The sequence below is a fragment of the Caballeronia sp. LZ035 genome (assembly GCF_031451175.1).
Taxonomy (GTDB): Bacteria; Pseudomonadota; Gammaproteobacteria; order Burkholderiales; family Burkholderiaceae; genus Caballeronia.
This window is the reverse complement of record NZ_JARUXS010000002.1, coordinates 728,727-746,841: the sequence shown is the minus strand read 5'-3', so window position 1 is coordinate 746,841 and position 18,115 is coordinate 728,727. Positions and strand designations below refer to the sequence as shown.

17 protein-coding genes are annotated in these 18,115 nt (G+C 61.2%); 5 read left to right on the top strand and 12 right to left on the bottom strand.

Annotation, left to right across the window (positions count from 1 at the left end):
• Window positions 1–14: 14 nt before the first annotated feature.
• On the bottom strand, window positions 15–491 hold the full coding sequence (locus QCE88_RS18955; protein ID WP_309904930.1) for an Lrp/AsnC family transcriptional regulator: 477 nt from the start codon (window positions 489–491) through the stop codon (window positions 15–17).
• A 168-nt stretch (window positions 492–659) separates the two neighbouring features.
• Here QCE88_RS18955 and QCE88_RS18950 point away from each other — a divergent pair, with 168 nt between their 5' ends.
• Together QCE88_RS18950 and QCE88_RS18945 are read left to right on the top strand one after the other, a co-directional pair.
• Complete coding sequence (locus tag QCE88_RS18950) at window positions 660–1,889, top strand: diaminopropionate ammonia-lyase (RefSeq protein WP_309904928.1); 1,230 nt, start codon at window positions 660–662, stop codon at window positions 1,887–1,889.
• A 35-nt stretch (window positions 1,890–1,924) separates the two neighbouring features.
• Window positions 1,925–3,088, top strand: coding sequence for a M20 aminoacylase family protein (locus QCE88_RS18945; RefSeq protein ID WP_309904926.1), 1,164 nt, complete (start codon window positions 1,925–1,927; stop codon window positions 3,086–3,088).
• A 51-nt stretch (window positions 3,089–3,139) separates the two neighbouring features.
• On the opposite strand, the gene QCE88_RS18940 is transcribed toward QCE88_RS18945, so the two are convergent.
• The 5 genes from QCE88_RS18940 to QCE88_RS18920 form a co-directional block, all read right to left on the bottom strand.
• Window positions 3,140–4,291, bottom strand: coding sequence for a porin (locus QCE88_RS18940; protein WP_309904924.1), 1,152 nt, complete (start codon window positions 4,289–4,291; stop codon window positions 3,140–3,142).
• Window positions 4,292–4,376: 85 nt separating this feature from the next.
• Complete coding sequence (locus QCE88_RS18935; RefSeq protein ID WP_309904922.1) at window positions 4,377–4,586, bottom strand: hypothetical protein; 210 nt, start codon at window positions 4,584–4,586, stop codon at window positions 4,377–4,379.
• Window positions 4,571–5,896 carry an MFS transporter gene (locus tag QCE88_RS18930; protein WP_309904920.1) on the bottom strand — a complete coding sequence of 442 codons (1,326 nt, stop codon included), beginning with the start codon at window positions 5,894–5,896 and terminating at the stop codon, window positions 4,571–4,573. Before QCE88_RS18930 ends, QCE88_RS18935 begins: the two co-directional genes overlap by 16 nt.
• A gap of 254 nt (window positions 5,897–6,150) precedes the next feature.
• Entirely contained in the window at window positions 6,151–6,996 is an 846-nt protein-coding gene (locus tag QCE88_RS18925) for a sugar phosphate isomerase/epimerase family protein (protein ID WP_309904919.1), read from the bottom strand.
• Window positions 6,997–7,115: 119 nt separating this feature from the next.
• Entirely contained in the window at window positions 7,116–8,519 is a 1,404-nt protein-coding gene (locus QCE88_RS18920; protein WP_309904916.1) for a PLP-dependent aminotransferase family protein, read from the bottom strand.
• Window positions 8,520–8,656: 137 nt separating this feature from the next.
• Here QCE88_RS18920 and QCE88_RS18915 point away from each other — a divergent pair, with 137 nt between their 5' ends.
• The 3 genes from QCE88_RS18915 to QCE88_RS18905 are packed head-to-tail and all read left to right on the top strand — an operon-like array spanning window position 8,657 to window position 12,492.
• Window positions 8,657–10,066: a DUF4147 domain-containing protein gene (locus tag QCE88_RS18915; protein ID WP_309904914.1), complete on the top strand. Its 1,410-nt coding sequence runs from the start codon at window positions 8,657–8,659 to the stop codon at window positions 10,064–10,066.
• Complete coding sequence (locus tag QCE88_RS18910) at window positions 10,066–11,340, top strand: phosphopyruvate hydratase (RefSeq protein WP_309904912.1); 1,275 nt, start codon at window positions 10,066–10,068, stop codon at window positions 11,338–11,340. Before QCE88_RS18915 ends, QCE88_RS18910 begins: the two co-directional genes overlap by 1 nt.
• A 30-nt stretch (window positions 11,341–11,370) precedes the next feature.
• On the top strand, window positions 11,371–12,492 hold the full coding sequence (locus tag QCE88_RS18905; protein ID WP_309904910.1) for a tyramine oxidase subunit B: 1,122 nt from the start codon (window positions 11,371–11,373) through the stop codon (window positions 12,490–12,492).
• A gap of 71 nt (window positions 12,493–12,563) precedes the next feature.
• Here the strand turns inward: QCE88_RS18905 and QCE88_RS18900 are convergent, their stop codons facing one another.
• The 6 genes from QCE88_RS18900 to QCE88_RS18875 all read right to left on the bottom strand — a co-directional run bounded on the left by QCE88_RS18900 (window position 12,564) and on the right by QCE88_RS18875 (window position 18,084).
• Window positions 12,564–13,442: a shikimate dehydrogenase gene (locus QCE88_RS18900; RefSeq protein WP_309904907.1), complete on the bottom strand. Its 879-nt coding sequence runs from the start codon at window positions 13,440–13,442 to the stop codon at window positions 12,564–12,566.
• Window positions 13,443–13,518: 76 nt separating this feature from the next.
• Window positions 13,519–14,550, bottom strand: coding sequence for a proline racemase family protein (locus QCE88_RS18895; protein WP_309904905.1), 1,032 nt, complete (start codon window positions 14,548–14,550; stop codon window positions 13,519–13,521).
• A 36-nt stretch (window positions 14,551–14,586) separates the two neighbouring features.
• Window positions 14,587–15,879: an FAD-dependent oxidoreductase gene (locus QCE88_RS18890; protein WP_309904903.1), complete on the bottom strand. Its 1,293-nt coding sequence runs from the start codon at window positions 15,877–15,879 to the stop codon at window positions 14,587–14,589.
• Window positions 15,880–15,888: 9 nt separating this feature from the next.
• Window positions 15,889–16,557: an amino acid ABC transporter permease gene (locus QCE88_RS18885; RefSeq protein ID WP_309904901.1), complete on the bottom strand. Its 669-nt coding sequence runs from the start codon at window positions 16,555–16,557 to the stop codon at window positions 15,889–15,891.
• A gap of 8 nt (window positions 16,558–16,565) precedes the next feature.
• Window positions 16,566–17,237 carry an amino acid ABC transporter permease gene (locus QCE88_RS18880; protein WP_309904900.1) on the bottom strand — a complete coding sequence of 224 codons (672 nt, stop codon included), beginning with the start codon at window positions 17,235–17,237 and terminating at the stop codon, window positions 16,566–16,568.
• 10 nt (window positions 17,238–17,247) lie between these two features.
• Window positions 17,248–18,084: an amino acid ABC transporter ATP-binding protein gene (locus QCE88_RS18875; protein WP_309904898.1), complete on the bottom strand. Its 837-nt coding sequence runs from the start codon at window positions 18,082–18,084 to the stop codon at window positions 17,248–17,250.
• Window positions 18,085–18,115: the final 31 nt, after the last annotated feature.

Sequence of the window (18,115 nt, the reverse complement as noted above, 5' to 3'; positions counted from 1 at the left end):
CCGGACGAGGTACTTCACTCGTCCGCGTCCAGAGGTACCTCCAGTCCGACTTTCACTCGACTCATGCTGACGAGCGTCTTGAAGCGCTTGACATTGTTATTGGAAAAGAAAAGCTGCCGGGTCAGTTTGTTGTATTGCTCCATGTCGCGCACGGTGAGGATGAGCACGAAATCCCATTCGCCCGCGACGTAGTAGCACTGCTGGATCTGCGGGCACTGTTCGAATGTCCGCTTCATTGAATCGAGCAGATCGATTTGCTCACTCTCGACTTCCACCATCGAAACAATCGTAAGAGGACATCCCACCTTGTCGGGCGAAACGATCGCTGCATATCGATCGATCACACCGTCTTCCGCGAGGCGCCGCAAACGGCGATTCACCGCAGCAGTGGAGAGATTGACCCGGGCGCCAAGCTCATTTTGGGGAACTTGAGCGTCCTGCTGGACCTCGGCTAACAGCTTGCGATCGAATGCATCGAGTGAGGTCGCCATGGTGCGGTATCCGGTAAGGAAATGAGAAATTATTCCACCTCGAAGCGGAATTTAGCGACAAATTCACGCGGCTCAGGAAATATTATTTTGTCATTGATCGGCGCACTGACTCTCCGCTGCGGGTTTCTGCAGTCGCGTCGCACCTTTAATTGATGGAGCCGTGCAGCCATGCTGATGACCAACAAGCGCGCGTCGCGCGCTGACTATCCAGACGAACTCAAAGCGATTCTGAATGTCGAGTCCGCCGAACAGAGCCGTGCCTGGCTTTCGAACTGGAACCTGCTCAATGCGTGCGCTACACCGCTATGGGACCTGCCCGACGCGGCTGCCCGCCTTGGCGTGGCGCGCCTGAGCCTCAAGGATGAATCCACCCGCTCGCCCCTCGGCAGCTTCAAGGCGCTGGGCGCGCCGATCGCTCTCATACGTCTGGTGCTGCGTTTGTGGCCCGGGCACGATCTCGATCCCAAGGGCTTGATCGAGGGACGCTACAAGGACATGCTGACGAACCTGGTCGTGACCAGTGCTACCGACGGCAACCATGGCAAGGCCTTAGCGGCCGCAGCACGAACGCTTGGATGCCACTGTGTGATCGTCCTGCACGCCAACGTCAGCGTCGAACGTGAGCAGGCCATCGCGGCCTATGGCGCACGCATCATTCGCATCAGTGGCAACTATGACGAATCGGTGGAAGAGACCGCGCGCCTCGCGAAAGAAAACGGTTGGCACGTGGTGTCGGATACATCATACGAAGGGTATGAAGCGATTCCTCGCGACGTCATGCAGGGTTATGGTGCGATCGCTGCCGAGATCGTCGAGCAGTCCGAGCGTCATGCAGGCGAATGCGCCTTCACGCACGTATTTCTGCAAGGCGGTGTCGGCGGTCTCGCGGCTGGGGTGGCCAGTTACCTTTGGGAGATTCATGGCCGCAAACGTCCGCGGTTCATCGTCGTTGAACCGCAGCAGGCGGACTGCTTGTATCAAAGTGCGCGTGAAGGCCGAGCCGCGAAAGCAACCGGCTCAGTCGACTCCATCATGGCAGGGCTTGCTTGCGGCGAGGCCTCACCGCTTGCCTGGCGGTTCCTCGACCAGTGTGTCGACGATTTCATGACGATCGGCGACAACGATGCCATTGCAGCGATGCGCAGACTTGCCGCTGGAACGGGCGCGGACATCCCTCTGGTAGTCGGCGAATCCGGCGCTGCGGGCTACGCTGGCCTCGAAGCATTGCTGCAGGATTCACAGCGGGCGCAAGCCACCGGCTTGAACGGTGATTCCCGCGTACTGGTGATCAGCACAGAGGGAGCGACTGCGCCAACGGTCTATGAAGCATGCGTGGGTGAAACGGCCGACTCGGTTCTTTCACGCCAGGCTCATTGGCTGGACGCCACTGTCAGGTAAGAAAAACTGCATCGCCATCGAAAAGGGTATGCGTCATGGAAAACTCCTTGCAATCGCAGTTGAAGAGTTGGCGTCGGCATCTGCACCAGAATCCGGAAACCGGCTTCGAGGAAGTTGCCACATCGGACTACGTCGCACGCGCCTTGAGCGCCCTCGGTCTCGACGTGCATCGCGGGATAGGCGGGACGGGTCTGGTCGCCAGTCTCACGGTTGGCCGGGGTGACGGTGTCATCGGCCTGCGCGCCGACATGGACGCGCTGAATATCGCAGAGAATGCACCGGGCCGCCTGCATGCCTCACGGACGCACGGCAAGATGCACGCGTGCGGACACGATGGACATATGTCGATGATTCTCGGCGCGGCGCGACTGCTCGCCGAGAGAAAGAACTTCAACGGAACGGTGCGGTTCATTTTTCAGCCGGCCGAAGAACATGGTTGCGGCGCAAAGGCGATGATGAAAGACGGGCTCTTCGAACGATTCCCCGTCGACGCCATCTTTGGCGCGCACAATATGCCGGGCATGCCCGCCGGGACCTTCGCCACGCGCGCGGGCGGCATCATGGCGAGTGAAGACAATTTCGTCATTCACATCAAGGCCCGGGGCACACATGCAGCGCGCCCTCACATGGGCGTCGATCCCATCGTTGTGGCCTCGCAGATCGTGCTGGCGCTGCAGACAATCGTGTCCCGCAATCTCGATCCGAGCCTGCAGGCGGTGATCTCCTGCACGGAATTCATGACGGACGGTATCCGCAACGTCATCCCGTCGAACGTGACGATCAAGGGTGATACGCGCAGCTATGCACCCGAAGTCCAGACGATGCTGGCCACCCGAATGCGCGAAATCAGTGAAGGTATCTGCCGTACGCACGGGGCTGAATGCACATTCGAATACACGCACGAATTCGTGCCGACCATCAATTCGGCGGAATATGTGGACCTTGCCGTAGCTGCGGCTCGCGAGATCGCCGGCACGGATAACGTCGACGCCAACGTGCAACCCATGATGATCTCCGAGGATTTTGGTGCGTTTCTTCAGGCCGTACCGGGCAACTTCATCTTCATTGGCAACGGCGCTACAGGAAAGGAAGGAGGTATTCCGCTTCACAATGCGACGTACGACTTCAACGACGACATATTGCTCACTGGCGCGCGATACTTTGCTGAGATAGCGCGGCTCGCGCTCCCGGTTTCGTGAGCGATTCGGCGGACGGTTCGCCCCAGCATGTACCAGCCGCGTTTCGCCATGTCAGAACTTGTGCCGAATGCCGACCCGCGCAACCACCTGATTCGCCGTCGAGGAGACGTCTGCAGCGCCGGGGACGTACGCGACGTCCAGGACTGAACCTGTCTTGTCGCCGCCTGCATGCTGATAGGCACCCTGCACATAGACGTCCGTGCGCTTCGACAGGTTATAGTCCGCCATCAGCCCGGCGAGATGAAAGGCGGGGTGAGATCTTCCGTTCGATGCATCAAAACTCACACGCGTATAACCGTACATCGCGCCGACGTAAAAGGCCGGCGTGAACTGATACTTGGCGTTCACTTCGAAATTGTTGAAGCGAAGCGATGACAGCGTCGCGCCGCCGGCAGGCGTGATTGGGCCAACATAAGCGGAGCTGAGCGGTTGCGTGAGATACGTGTTGGTGTACGCGAAGCCAACCGTGGTCGCGCCCAGCGTGTAGTTGACGCCCGCGCCGAATACCTGTAGACGCTTGGCGACGAAGTTCTCATCGCCACCGTTGTTGATCGCGCCACTCGCGGTGGCGGACGGATTGTTAGCCTGGAGATAAGCTGCGGCGACCAGCAGGCCGCCGTTGGTGTACTGCGCGCCCACGCTGTACTGGCGGTTGTTGGCGAAATTCGTGTCGTTGCTGAAGCTATACGTGCCACCAAACTGAAAGCCCGCGAAGGTCGCGCTGGTGTACTTGACTGTGTTGTTGACGCGGAACGTGTTGTCAGTGTTGTCGTTATCGTAAGGATGCGAGAAGAGATAGCCGCCCCAATTTCCGTTGACCGTGGTCTGCGCCAGATAGTCCACAACCGAGTCATATTGCCGGCCCAGCGTGACGGTTCCCAATGCGCCGTCCGAGATGCCGACGAATGCCTGTCTGCCAAAAGCGAGTCCACCCTGCCCCAGCCTGCCGTTGTTGACATCGAAACCACTTTCGATCTGAAAAACCGCTTTCAGGCCGCCGCCCAGATCCTCCGTTCCCTTGAGCCCCCAGCGGCTCCCCTGCACATCGCCGCTCTGCATCTTGTACGCCTTGTTACCCTTGGCGTTGTTCGTGAAGTCGAGACCTTCGTCGATCAAACCGTACAACGTGACCGAACTCTGAGCGAAGACGGGAAAGGACACCACGACGATGCTCGAAGCCAGCGCGATCCTGCATTTACGCATTTTCTTCTCCAATGTTATATAAAGTCGATCAGTCTTTGGCGCTTCAATTCGCCAATGCTTTGGATCATTCCCGGCGAAGCTTCAATCAGCAATCTGCGTGATCAGAGTCGTCATCACGCCGCTCGATGCATCCGTACAGATGCGCCGTGAGTATCGCGCTGGCGTCGTAGTGGGCGCTGACGGCAAAGCCAAGCGGCGTCGCCGACATCACCGAGGTCAGCGCACAGGGCTCGCAGGCGCCTTCCCTATGCCATTTCAGCATCGTTGCCAGCCGACGTATCAGGAATCCGCCCATATGCCGCTCGTTTTCGGGTACGCAAGCGCCAGTGCGCATCCGACCAGCATGCACACACCAAATCCAATCAGCCCGATCTGCTGCGAATGGAATTCGTCCTTCAGCCACCCCAGTGTGGTCGTACCGATGAACCCACCCAGGTTGGCGAGCGATGTAATCATCGCGATGCCGGCCGCCGCGCCCGTCCCTTTGAGAAAGGTAGGCGGCAGCGTCCAGATGACGGGTATGGTCGCTGCCGCGCCCGCATTGATCAGCGAGAACAACAAGACTGTCGTCATCGTGTCGTGAGGCATAAACGCCGTGACAAACAGTCCGCAGCCCGCAACCAGGCACGGCACCGCCATGTGCCAGCGACGTTCGCGCGCGCGGTCGGAACTGCGCCCGCACCACAGCATGCTGACCACGGCGGCCGCATTCGGCAACACCATCCAGAGTCCGATCGAAAGCGGATCGCGCACGCCGGTATCGTGCAGGATCGACGGCAGCCAGAAACTCGTCGCATACACGCCGATCATGATGCAGGCATCGACGAGGCCCAGGATCCAGAGCCGTCGGTCGATGAACACGTGCTTGAGCGAAGAGATTTTCTCGACATGCGGATGGCTCTCGAGGTTGCCGAGCAAGATCCGCTTCTCGTCGATCGTGAGCCACGATGTCTTCTCGATGCTGTTCGGGAGCCACAGAAGCACGAAGACACCCAGCGCGATCGACGGCAGCGCTTCCAGCAGAAACATCCACTGCCAGCCACCGATGCCGCGCACGCCGTCCATCCCGTTCATCAGCCAGCCGGACAACGGATTGCCAAGAAGACTCGAAACCGGCATCGCGATCATGAACAACGCGACGATTCGCGCACGCCGTTCATAAGGAAACCATTGCGACAGATACAGCAATACGCCCGGTACGAAGCCAGCTTCGGCCGCGCCGAGCAGGAATCGCACGATGTAAAACTGCAACGGGGTTTTGACCAGCATGGTCGCGGCCGACAGCGCGCCCCACGTTATCATCACCCGCGCGATCCAGATCTTGGCGCCGACTCTCTCCAGCACGAGGTTGCTCGGTATCTCGAACGCGATGTATCCAACGAAGAAGAGTCCAGCGCCGAGACCATAAATGCGGTCGCTGAAATCGAGCGCATCGAGCATCTGAAGTTTCGCCAGTCCGATGTTGACGCGATCGAGGTAAGCCGCGAAAAAGCAGAAGAAGAACAGCGTCAGCAGGCGCGCAGTCACTTTGCGATAGAGTGCGTCGAGGCTGGCGCTTTCGGCCACGCGAAGCGGGCGGGCCGGAGCAACGGGGCGGGTAGACATGGGGTTTGCTGTTTTAGGGGTGACGAGCCTTGCGGACTGACATGCGCCGCGCCATGTTCACCATTCGCTTATTTCGAATGTCGAATGATGATCCATCCAGTCGTATTGAGCAGACGCGTGGTCACGCAATCGGGTGCCTGGCTTGTCGTGCGCCCTTTCTTCTTGATCGTCTGCTTCCGCGCGCGCGTCATCACGCACGCATTTCCCGATGGAAAAGCGAGTCATTGTTTTCCTTGAAATGAAGGTGTTGGCGCTCAGGCCCGATTGGAAGTCGCCGTGCCGACATGTGGCCCGCATCGTTCCACACCGATGCGAACCGTCTCCTCGGACGGCCGCTCCCACCAGTCCAGCTCGGAGAAGATTTCCAGTTCGAACGGCCCGGTATAGCCGATGTCGTCCAGCCATCCCTTGATGCGCGGAATATCGATGACGCCGTCGCCGACCATGCCGCGATCGCGCAGATTGCGCGTCGGCACGAGCCAGTCGCAATAGTGGAACGAGACGATGCGCTCGGGTCCCGCGCGACGGAGTTCCGCTTCGAAGGCCGGGTCCCACCAGCAGTGATAGACATCCGGAACGAGTCCCGCGCCCTCTCCGAGTTCATCGCAGAGATCGTTCGCCACCTTGATCGAATTCAGCACGCTGCGATCGCCCGCGTACATGGGGTGCAACGGTTCAAGGCCGAGCTTGACGCCAACTTCACGCGCATGCGGCAGCAACGTGAAAAGCGCATCGCGCACGCGGGCACGTTGACCCTGGATATCCTTGCTATCGGGCGGCATGCCGCCAACCACCATCATCAGGCATTGCGCGCCGATTTCAGCGGCGGCATCCAGCAAACGCCGGTTGGTGTCGATGGCCGCCATCATGCTTTGATCCACGCCAACATTGAGCCATTCGCTCGTGCACAGGGACGGCACCCACATCTCCAGTTGCCGGAGATGCTTGCGCGTCTGTGCGACACCATAAGCCTCCAGGTATGGCCGCCACACGGCAATACCGTCGATGCCCTCGCGCTTGTAGCCTTCGAGTGCTTCGGGCATGGTCCACTTGGGCGTCGTGATCTGATTGATCGCGAAGCGCGAAAGGTCGTAGGTCATGCGTCGTCTCTCTCTCTTGAGTGTGCCTGTCGACACATATTCGTCCGCGAAAAAGCCGCGTGACAGGCACACACCGCGATACCTGTACAGGCAGCGCGAACTGCACACTTTGGAGCGCTTCAGCGGTCGGCGGAGTCGGCGAGAAAGGCGTACAGGCGGTCGAAGTTGCAGTGTGCAACGTTGAACCGGAGCCAGCCCGTCTCGATGCGGCCAGCAAAGAAGAGATGCCCGGGCGCTAGCAGAATCTTCTGCTCGAAGGCGCGTTCCGCCAGTTGTGACGAATCCGCATCGATACCGGCGGGCCTGGCCCACAGGAACATGCCCGAGCGCGGTTCGCAGAAGACCTCGAAGCCACATGCGTCCAGCTTGCGGCAGGTCTTCTCCTGCGCGGCGGCAAGCCGGTCGCGCAACTGCTCCGTCTGCTTGCGGTAGTGACCTTCCGAAAGAATCGCGCTGACGAGTCGCTCGGTCACGGTGGGCGTCGACATGCCCGATACGAGCTTCTGATAGAGCAGGCCTTCGAGGACATCATGATCGGCGACGACGAAGCCCACTCGCAAACCCGCACCAATGGTCTTCGAAAAGCTGCCGATATAGATGACGTTCTTCAACTGGTCCATCGACGCGAGCGTGAAGTGTGCGCCCTGCACCAGATCGGCGGAGACATCGTCCTCGACGATCAGACAGTCGTGACGCTCGGCGATCTTGAGCACCTTATAGGCGGCCGCGGAGCTATAGCTCGCGCCGGTCGGGTTGTGCAGCCGGCTATTGGTGAAGTACAGCTTCGGGCGATGCGCGTCGAACGCGGCCTGCATCGCGCCAACATCGGGGCCGGTGGGGGTCATTGGAATGCCAATCGTCTCGACGTCGCGCATGCGCAGCGCCACCAGCAGATCGCTGTAGCACGGCGCGTCGACCATGACGACGTCGCCCGGCTGCGTGAACTGGCGGATGACGAGATCGAGCGCCTGATTTGCGCCGAGCGTCGTCATCACGCCGGCGACATTCGTTTCGATCTCGTATTCGGCCAGCTGCCGCACGATCTGTTCGCGCAGCCGCTCGTAACCGCGCGCATGTCCGTACCCCAGCAGATGCTCGGGGTGCGCGGCGAGTTGCCTGAGCGAGCGCGCAATGCCTTCGCTATCGAACCAGGTTTCGGGAAGCCAGCCCGCGCCCGCGTGAATGGCGCCCTCGCTCGCGCCGAGAAAATTGCGCACGAGCCAGCCGTTGGTGACTTTCTCGTCGAGCTTCTCCACCGATCTCTGCGGCATGCCGGGACGCCGCTCCGAAACATAGAAGCCCGAACCGCGCCGCGCGACCAGCACGCCCTGCGCGACGAGCCGGTCATACGCCTCCACCACCGTGAAAGTGGACACGCCATGTGCGAGCGCAAACGCACGAATGCTCGGCACGCGCGCGCCGGGCCGCCAGCGTTTCTCTTCGACCTCCAGCGTGATGCCCGCCACGATCTGCATGGTGAGCGACGTATCCGATGCGGCATCGAGAGATAGAACGGGTTTCATGAAAAGCCCTTAAAACAAGGCATTTGTGTGCAGGTCGCGAAGCCTGTACAGCGATCCGCGTGCTTGTCCAAGTGTACATGTATCTGTGCAGGGTGATTGCCTAAATTGCTTTGACCCAACCCATCACCCGCACCCGTATGAAAAAGATACGCAACTCCGCAGAGATTCTTGCTCAGGGCGATGCCGAGTCCCGGCGCATCGTGCTTGAGATCACCGACCGCACGCTGGAGCGTCTCGACAGCTATAAACGCATTCAGAGCATCATGCGTCTCGACGGCGACAAACTGCATATCGGCACGCGTTCGTGGGACCTGTCGAAGAAGCGCCATGTGTATCTCATTGGCGCAGGCAAGGCGTGCAATCACATGGCGATGGCCGTCGACCACGTGCTCGGCGACCGGCTGACGTCCGGCATCGCCATCGTGAAGATTCACGAGGAATCGGATCGCTTCAACCGAACCGACGTGTTCGTCGGCGGCCATCCGCTGCCGAATGAGGAAGGTCATCGCGCGTCGCGCAAGATCATCGAACTGGTCGATCAGGCCGGCCCCGACGATCTGTTCATCGCCGTGATCAGCGGTGGCAGCTCGGCGCTCATGTCGTGTCCGATCGACGGCATCACGCTGCAGGATGAGATCGATACGACCGATGTCCTGCTCAAGTCCGGCGCGGGTATCTACGAGATCAATGCCGTGCGCCGGCACATCTCGGCGCTGAACGGCGGCATGCTGGCCAGGCGGATCCAGGCGGTGGGCGCGGAGCTGATCGGCTTCGGCATCAGCGATGCGGTCGGCTCGCCCGCGACCGGCGACATTGCCGTGCCCTATGCCGCGTACAAGTCCACACCGATCGGCCCCGACCTGACGACGCTCGACGATGCCCGCGCGACCATCGTGAACCGTGACGTGGCGCATCGTTTGCCGAAGAGCGTCGTCGACTTTCTGATGAACGCGGGACCCGAAGCCGAGACGCCCAAGGCCTTTCCCGACAACACCTATTTTCTGCTCAACACCTTGCCGGACTCCTGCATCTACGCGAAGCAGGTCTGCGAGGAGATGGGTCTTCCGGCGATGATCGTCTCGTCCTTCCTCGAAGGCGAAAGCCGCGATGCCGGCACCTTCTTCGCCTCCATCGCACGCGAAATCCAGACCTACGGCAACCCGATCAAGCCGCCGTGCGTGCTGCTCAGCTCTGGCGAAGTCACCACGCACATCGGCGATAACAGCGTCATCAAGGGACATGGCGGACCGGGTCAGGAGATGGCCGTGGGTTTCGCGATCGCCGCGGAAAAGACTCAGGGCGCGTGTCTCCTCTCGATCGACAGCGAGGGCACCGATGGCACCGCTCGCGTCGCGGGCGGCATCACGGATTCGAGCAGCTTCAGGCGCGCGGCGGCGAAGGGCATCAGCCTGTATCAGGCATTGCGCGAGCACAGCTGCTACGAAGCGCTCTCCTCCATAGGCTCGGCGGTCTTCACGGGCAACACGGGCACGAACCTGTGCGATCTCAACATCCTCTATGTTCCCGCAGCGAAGGAGCGTGCGTAATGAACGACAAGATCATCTCCGTGCGCGCCCAGCAGATCATCGACTGTAAATGCCGCCCCGCCGTCGAAGTCGAGATTCGTACCCGGAGCGGAGCGGTCGGACGGGGCGCTGCGCCCACCGGCACCTCCGTGGGCATGCACGAATCCTTCGTGCTGCGCGATGGCGATCCGTCCACGTACCAAGGCCTGAGCGTTCACAAGGCCGTGGATCTCGCCGCACACGCTATCGGGCCGGCGCTCATCGGCATGGATGTGTTCGATCAGCGTGCGATCGACCAAACCATGATCGCGCTGGATGGCACGCCGGACAAGCATCGTCTCGGCGGCAACACGATCTACTCGGCGTCCATCGCCGCGTTCCGCGCCGCCGCCGATGCGAAGGGCATGCCGCTCTACGAGCACATTGCGGGACGCGACGTACGCACGGTGCCCGTGCCCTGCTTCAACGTCGTCAACGGTGGACGCTACGACAGCTTCACGCAGGCGTTCAACGAGTTTCTCATCGTGCCCTATGGCACCGACAGCATCGACTTTTCGATCGAGATGGCGGTCGCCGTGTTTCATAAACTCGGCGAGGTGTTGACGTCGCACCTCGGACACAAGCCGCAGGTCGCCAGTTCCTATGGCTATGCGGCGCCATCCGAAGACCCGGAGATGATCCTGACGCTGATGCAGCAGGCCATCGACGAATGCGGTTACACGGGGCGCATTGCCTTCGCGCTGGATTGCGCGTCGAGCGAGATGTTCGACAAACAGACCGGACGCTATCTCCTCAAGGGCGAACGGGTCTCCTCAGACGAACTGATCGCCTACGCGAAGTATCTGACCGAGCGCTTCGATCTGGTCTTTGTCGAAGACCTGCTCGACGAAAACGACTGGACCGGCTACAGCCGCGCGGTGCGCGAACTGAAACGCACCATCGTGCTGGGCGACGATCTCACGGTCACCAATCCGGAACTGTTGCGCAAGGCACACGACACGCGCGCAGTCGATGGCTTCGTGCTCAAGCCGAATCAGGTCGGCACCATCACCGAAGCGATGGACGCTTATCGCTTCGCCAAAGAGAACGGAATGATCGCGGTGCCTTCGGGCCGTTCGGGCGGCGTCGTCGATGACGTCGTGATGGACTTCTCCGTCGGGCTCGAAGTGCCGTTCCAGAAAAACGGCGCACCACGCTCGGGCGAACGCATCGAAAAGCTCAACTTCCTGATGCGCGCCAATGCTCGAAGCGCCGCTTGCCGTCTTTACGACATCACACCGCTGCTGCGGTTCTGAAACGTACTTTGCCAACGAAAAGGGCTTGCCATGTATCCCAAGATCGACTTCCTTTATCTTTCCGAACCCGACATGATCGAAGCCGGCGTGCTCGATGCCGCGCGCTGCGTCGCCGTCTGCGAAGAGACCTTCAGCCTGCTCGGCAAGGGCGACTATCTGATGGGCGGCGCCAATCACAACAATCACGGCATGAACATCGTGTTCCCGAAGGAAACGAAGTTCCCGAACATGCCCGTCGCAGGTCCGGACCGCCGTTTCGCCGCGATGCCCGGTTATCTCGGCGGCCGCTTCGATGTATGCGGCAACAAGTGGTACGGCTCCAATCATGCGAACGCGCAAAAAGGGCTGCCGCGCTCCATTCTCACGATGATGCTCAACGACAAGGACACCGGCGCGCCACTGTCGCTGATGTCGGCCAACTTGCTGAGCGCGGCACGCACCGGCGCGGTGCCCGGCGTCGCGGCGAAGTATCTCGTGAACCAGGGTGCGAAGACGGCATCGGTCATTGGTTGCGGGCCGATCAACAAGGCGTGTTTCATCGCCATCATGACGCAGGTCAAGAGCATCGAGAAAGTGGTCTGCTTCGATGTGTTCCTCGACAAGGCGAACGAGTTCGCGAGCTGGGTGGAAGCGACGTACGGCATCCAGGCGATCGGCGTGGACCAGGCGGAACAAGGTTTCCGTGATGCCGACGTCATCACCGTAGCCGCGTCGCGTCTCAAGCCGCTCTACTTCAAGGACGAGTGGATCAAGGAAGGCGCCGCCTTGCTCGTCTCGGGCCCGTTCAATACCGACGAGTCCTTCCTCACGAATTGCAAGATCGTGTTCGATCACACGCCGCTGCAGGAAGCCTACGTCGAAGACGCACTCGCCTCGGGCAACAAGGACGCGTACTACAGCAACGTGATCGGCGGTCCGTTCTACCGGCTCATCGATGCCGGCAAGCTGCCCGCGCTCACCGACTCGACCAGTCTCGGCGATGTCGTCAACGGCGTGAAGCCCGGCCGCGACAGCGCGCGAGATCGCGTGATCTTCATCGCGTGCGGCATGGCCGTGTTCGATATCAGCTGGGGCTTCGAGCTTTACAAGAGCGCCCTGGAACAAGGCATTGGACGCTCGTTGAATCTGTGGGAGAAGCCGAGTCAGGCATGAGGCACCGGCGTTGAGCACATAAAAAAACAGCCCGAATCGCGATTCGGGCTGTTTTCATTACCACCTTCAAATCAGGCAGCCCGCTTGACCAGATCGCGCAACTCGGCGGGAAAAAGCATGTCACGCACAATCGAATCATCGGCGCGCAGTAAATCCGCCGCCTTGTGCGCGCCGAAGAAATCGAGGAAAAGCGGCGTTTGCAGGATCAGCATGTCAAAGCCAGGAAGGACCGTCATGCCCTGCTTCATCGCGGCACGCAGCAGCGGAGTGGGCTGGTTCTTCATCAGGATGTCGCAGACCTGTGTGTTGGCGTCGAGACGGTCCGTCGGCACGGGCAGCGGATCGTTCGCCTTGAGGCCCAGCGGCGATGCGTTGATCACCACCTCGAATCCCGTGGGATCGTTATCGTCCTTCACGACGACGGTCACCCCGTATTGCTTCTGGATCGACTGAGCCAGTTGACGGGCCTTGGCCGTATCCGGATCGAACAGACCGATGGTGGCAACCGCGCCTTCCGACAACGCAGCCGCGATCGCGCTCGCCGCACCGCCCGCGCCGACCAGCAACACTGACTTGCCGCGATACGCCATGTCGTAACGGTCCATCGACTTGACGAAGCCGAGGCCGTCGAACAACTCGCCTTCCAGTTCGCCGGCGTCGTTGCGGCGGATCGCATTGACGGCGTTGGCGACCTGTGCGCCCTGCGAGCAGCGGTCGACGATCGACGCCGCGTGCGTCTTGTGCGGAATCGACAGCACCATGCCGCGCGTGGTCGGCGAACTGAACAGCGAGCGCACCGTCGCTTCTAGATGCTGCGGCGCCACCTGCAGCGGAACCATGACCGCGTCATCGCCGCTGAGGGGCAGAACCTTGTTGAAAATCTCCGGCGTGCGGACCTGTTCGATCGGATCCGCCACCATGAAGTACACGCCCGTCTTTCCGGTAATCATGAAACGTCCTTTGTGCTTTTGATGCCTGATAGGGATTTCAAATAAAACGCCTCGCCTGGGACGAGGCATGAACACGCTATTTTCTGGGGAAGCCTTCGCCCCACGTGTCGCTGAGCATGAATCCGGCTGCCAGCGGATCGTCGGGATCGACACCCATCTGTTCGATGCCGTAAATCCATGCTCGCCCGCTGATGCGCGGCAGCACTGCCGCCTTGCCGCCTACTTCCGTCCGTCCCAGCAACTCGACGCCGAACTCGCTGCCGATGGTCGAACGCGACTTGAGCTTGCTGCCCACCTCCACCTTGCCGCGCGCCGCGAGCGTCGCCAGATTGGCCGAACTTCCCGTACCACAAGGCGAGCGGTCGATTCGTCCCGGCGGCAGCGTCGTGCACGTCTGATACTCCGTGTCCGTGACGCGATTGCGGAACATCACGTAAGCGATCTGATCGATCTCCGGATAGAGCGGATGCCGGATGCTCACCTGGTCATTGATGATGCCGCGCAGCTTCACGCCCAGGTCGGCCAGCCGGCGCGCGTTCTCCGGCGCGATCGACAAGCCGACCTGTTCGACATCGACGAGCGCGTAGTACACGCCACCGAAAGCGACATCGACCTTGAGCGTGCCGAACTCCGCCGTTTGCACCGGCAAGTCCAGATGTTCGACAAAAGCCGGCACCATGTTCAGCGATACGCCGACACAGCGGCCGTCGCTGCACGTCGCCGTCGCCGTGACGAGCCCGGCGGGCGTGTCCAGCACGACGGTCGTCTGAGGTTCCTGCATCGGCACCATGCCCATTTCGAGCAGCGTCGTGACCACGCAGATCGCGTTGCTGCCGGACATCGGATGAGCCTTGTCGGACTGCAGCACGATGAAGCCCGCGTGTGCTTCCGGTCGGGTCGGCGGCAGCAGCAGGTTCACCGACATCTGCAGGCAGCCGCGCGGCTCCAGCACGACGAGCTTGCGGAGACTGTCATCGACTTCGTTGATGTAGTTCATCTTGTCGAGCATGGTCGTGCCGGGAATGTTGACGACGCCGCCCGTGATGACCTTTCCGATCTCGCCTTCGCAATGCACGCCGACGAGTTGCAGTGTCTTTTTCCAGCGCATGATCTACACCTTTTTCGAGTGAGCCTTGTACGAATTCTAGAAGCGGTACGCGTTGAACGGAGCGAGGTCTTGTTGCGGCGTTCTGTTCGTGGCCAGGTCGGCGATCAGGCGGCCCGTTGTCGCGCCGAGCGTCAGGCCAAGCTGTCCGTGGCCGATCGCCATCAGTACGTTCGGCAGGCGGCGCGAGCGGTCGATGATGGGCTTCGTGTCCGGCAGGAACGGGCGATAACCGACGCCGAACTCGTGGCGTCGCACGTCGAGTTCGGGCAACACGCGGCGCGCTTTCTCGAGGATGATCTCCGCGCGCCGGAAGTTCGGCTGCGCGTTCCTGCCTGAAAATTCGATGGTCCCGCCGATCTGCAACCCGCGACGCATCGGCGTGAAGCAGAAGCCGCCGTCGGCATAGATGACGGAATGGCGGAACTCCACGCCCGGTTCGGGCAGCAGCGCCTGATAGCCCGCGACGCCTTCGAGCGGGGCCTTGATGCCGAGCTGCGCGAAGAAACGTGTCGCACCCGCGCCGGCCGCGAGCACCACATGCCGCGCGCCGACGCGCTCGCCATTCGCCAGCGTGACGCCGGTGGCTCGGCCGGCATCTTCATCGATGGAGACGGCTGAACTGCGAATGCGACGCCCGCCGCGCGCTTCGAAGCTCGCCGTCAGCGACGCGATGAAGCCTTCGGTGTCGCTGACGAAGCGCCATTGCGGAAGCAGGATTCCGTGCGCGAAACGCCCGCCGAGCACGGGTTCGAGATCGCCGATTTCCGCCGCATCGATCACCTGCGAAGCGAAGCCGAACGACTGCCGCATCTCCATGTGCGCACGCTCGCGCTCGACCCCTTCGGGACCGTCGAACACCTGCATGATGGGGCGCTGAACCAGCAGCGCCTGGTCGTCGCAATCCGCGAGCAACGGTGCATAGTCCGCGAAGACGTGAGAGGTCAGCGTGGCCATTGCCTGAGCGATGCTTTCGATCTTCGCGTGACGCGCGTTCGCCATGAACCGGACGAGCCACGGCACGATGCCCGGCAACGCGCTCGGACGCAGCGCGAGCGGGCCGGTCTGGTCCATCAGCCAGCCCGGCACCTTCATGAGCAGACCGGGCTTCGACAGCGGAATGATCTCGCCGACAGAAATCTGGCCACAGCTCCATTTCGCGGTGCTGTCGCCGGGCGCGGCCGGATCGATCAGCGTGACCTGAAAGCCATTGCGCTGAAGATAGAGCGCGCAACACGTGCCGACGATACCGCCGCCGATCACGACCGCCGTCTCGCGCGGCGTGGCGGACGGCATGGGTGGGGAGAAACGTTCGAGGGGAACGGAGTTCATCTTCGATATTCAGTAGGCGAAGCGGCGCAGGAAGCGCGTCTCGATCAGACCGACCAGACGCGTGAGCGGGAATGCGACGAGGAAATAGATGATCCCGACCGTCGTCAGGAACTCGAGCGGGCGCGCTGTCGCGTTGGAGATGCTTTGTCCAACATACATCAGATCAGCCACCCCGACCGACGAAATCAGTGCGCTCTCCTTGAAGAGACTGATGATGTTCGAAAGCAGCGGCGGGATCGCGCGCAACAGCGCCTGCGGAAAGATCGCATGGAGAATCTTCACGTGCGGCGACAGGCTCAGCGCGATGCATGCGTCGTGCTGCTCGCCCGATATGGACTTGAGCGCGCCACGAAACGTCTCGCTGGTGATCGCGGTCATGTACAGGGTCAGCGCGATGATGACGGACAGATACGGTGGAATCGGCAGGTGGAACACCACAGGAAAGCAGAAGAAGATCCAGAACAACTGGATGAGCAACGGCGTGCCGCGAAAGAGCTCGACATAGAGCCAGGTCGGCGCCTTGATCCAGCGCGACGGCGACATCCTGAACAGGCTGAGCACGAAGCCGAGCAGACTGCCGAGCACCGCGCAGCCACTCGTGAAGGCAACCGTCAGTGCCAGCCCCTTCAGCAACACGAGCCAGTACGAAGCCACCACGGCGAAGTCGAAATTCATCATGTCTCTCCTTAGCGCGTCACGGCGGCGTCCTGCCGGCGCTCGATCATATGAACCAGCCGCGAGATCGGCAGCGAAAGCGCGAAGTAGATCAGCGCAACGACCGAATAGGTTTCCAGCGGCCGATACGCTTCCGTCGCCAGGCTCTTCGCGACATACATCAGGTCCGCCACCGCGACGATCGCCACCAGCGCGCTCTGCTGAAGCGTGCCGATACCGTTGGTCATCAACACCGGCAATGCGCTGCGCAACGCCTGTGGCAGCACAACGAAGAGCGTGCGCTGCCACGCCTTCAGGCCCAGCGCGACACACGCATCCAGATGCTCTTTCGGCACCGCCTGAACGCCCGCGCGGTACGCCTCCGCGTTAAACGCCGTCAGGTTCAGGCCGAGCGCCAGCACGCCCATGACGATCGGGTCGATGAAGAAGTCGACCATCATCGGAATGCAGTAGAAGAACCACACGATCTGCAAGAGCGCCGGCGTGCAGCGGAAGAACTCGATGAAGAGTTGCGCCGGCCAGCGCACGAACCGCCAGCGGCTCATGACCATCAGGCACAAGAGGAATCCGCACACGAGACCCATCGCGTTGGCCGCGAACGCCAGTTCCAGCGTCACCCGGAGACCTTGCAGCAGCACGGCCGCGCTTCCCTTGAGGAAGCTGAAATCGAATTGATAGCCCATGTTCGCGTCCTCAGTCGAGATGAAGGACTTTTTCGAGGAACTCGCGCGTGCGGGTTTCCTTCGGGCATTTGAACATCTCAGCGGGCGCGCCTTCTTCCACGACCTTGCCGCTCGCGCAAAACACGACACGCGTGGCGATATCGCGGGCGAAATGCATGTCATGCGTGACGATGATCATCGCCATCTTCTGCTCGGCGAGTTGCAGCATCACGTTCTGCACTTCGATCACCATTTCGGGGTCGAGCGCGGAAGTCACCTCGTCGAACAGCATCAGCTTCGGTTCAAGCATCAACGCGCGCGCAATCGCCACGCGCTGCTTCTGGCCGCCCGACAACTGGCTCGGATAAGCGTGCAGCTTGCTTTCGAGCCCGAGTCGCGCGAGATATTTGCGCGCGCGTTCGGTGGCTTCGGTCTTGCTCAATCCGAGCACTTTCACTGGCGCGAGAACCAGGTTGCCGAGCACGGAAAGATGCGGAAACAGCGTGTAGTGCTGGAACACCATGCCGATCTGCTTTTGCAGTTTCGCGTCGATCCGCTTCGATCCGCCCGCGTTCGCGCCACGAATATAGGGCTTGCCCTGGAACAGAATCTCTCCGTCCTGCACGCCTTCGAGGCCCATCAGCACGCGCAGCAGCGAGCTTTTCCCGCTGCCGCTGGGGCCGATCACAACCAGTCGGTCATCGGCGCGCATGTTCAGGCTCATGCCGTCCATGACGACCAGATTCTCTCCGTACGACTTGAACACGCTTTTCAGTTGCACGAAGTCGCCCGCCACCGAGGACAACGACGCGACGTTTCCTGAGGGTTTCGGACTCGCAGCCGGCTGTAGTTGTGTCTGAGATAACATGATGAGGACTTTCTCCCGCAGGGCGCCACGC